Source organism: Arhodomonas sp. KWT, from assembly GCF_010993615.1.
The window spans coordinates 1-709 of the sequence record NZ_WNXE01000870.1 but is presented as its reverse complement, the minus strand read 5'-3'; the positions used below and the strand labels follow the sequence as shown (position 1 = coordinate 709).

Genomic DNA, 709 nt, shown 5'->3' with positions numbered 1-709 from the left:
GGATATCCTGGGTACCGCCTTCCGGGAACGGATACGCACCGGACTCGGCCACGTTACGGCGGGGTAGACGCCCCCCTCCTGAGCGCGATGGCGGCAGGTGCGCCGTGTGGGGCGCGCGAGCCCGTCTACTCCCCGGACGCCCCGTCGGGCCGGTAACGCCGCTGGATGCGTGCCGTCGCCTCGGCGAGGGCGTCCAGTCCCAGGGCGCGGCGGCGCTCGTCGACGCCGGCCGGGTCCTCGATGGGCAGCGGGTAGGCGCGGCCGTCGGCGTCGAAGTCGTGCTGCGTGCCGTAGCACTGGGGCCGGCCGGCCATTGTCCGCAGGCGGTCCTCCAGGTAGGCGAGGCACCAGCCCTCGGCATCGTCGTCGTCGACGGCCGCGGCGAGCAGGGGCCGGGCGCGCTCCATGAGCCCGGGATCGAGCACGGCGTGCTGGACGATCAGCCACGCCGCGCGGGCGCCGTCCTCGCCCACGAGACGTTGCCCCGGCCAGCCGTGGGCGTCGAGGAGGGCGTGCATGCGGGCGTTGTTGCGTTCGTGCACGGCCCGCATACGCGGGTGATAGGCGTGGCGTTCGAGCTCGCCGGTCTCGATCAGTGTCTGCAGGCGGTCCTGGTCGGCGGCCTGCATCGCCAGCAGCTCGCGGCGAAGGGCGTCATTCATGCCCGCCCCGTATCCCCGTGGCGCCGGCCGCGTTGATGCCGCTCAGC

General features: G+C 74.0%; 1 protein-coding gene. It reads right to left on the bottom strand.

Annotation, left to right across the window (positions count from 1 at the left end; all coding sequences use genetic code 11):
* Positions 1–125 precede the first annotated feature (125 nt).
* The gene (locus G7A99_RS22970; RefSeq protein WP_163144353.1) at positions 126–662 is read right to left on the bottom strand and encodes a DUF6624 domain-containing protein; all 537 of its coding nucleotides are present in this window, start codon (positions 660–662) and stop codon (positions 126–128) included.
* Positions 663–709: the final 47 nt, after the last annotated feature.

Bases quoted from the DNA above. Each gene is read 5' to 3' on its own strand.
- G7A99_RS22970 (WP_163144353.1), bottom strand. From the start codon at position 662: ATGAATGACGCCCTTCGCCGCGAGCTGCTGGCGATGCAGGCCGCCGAC.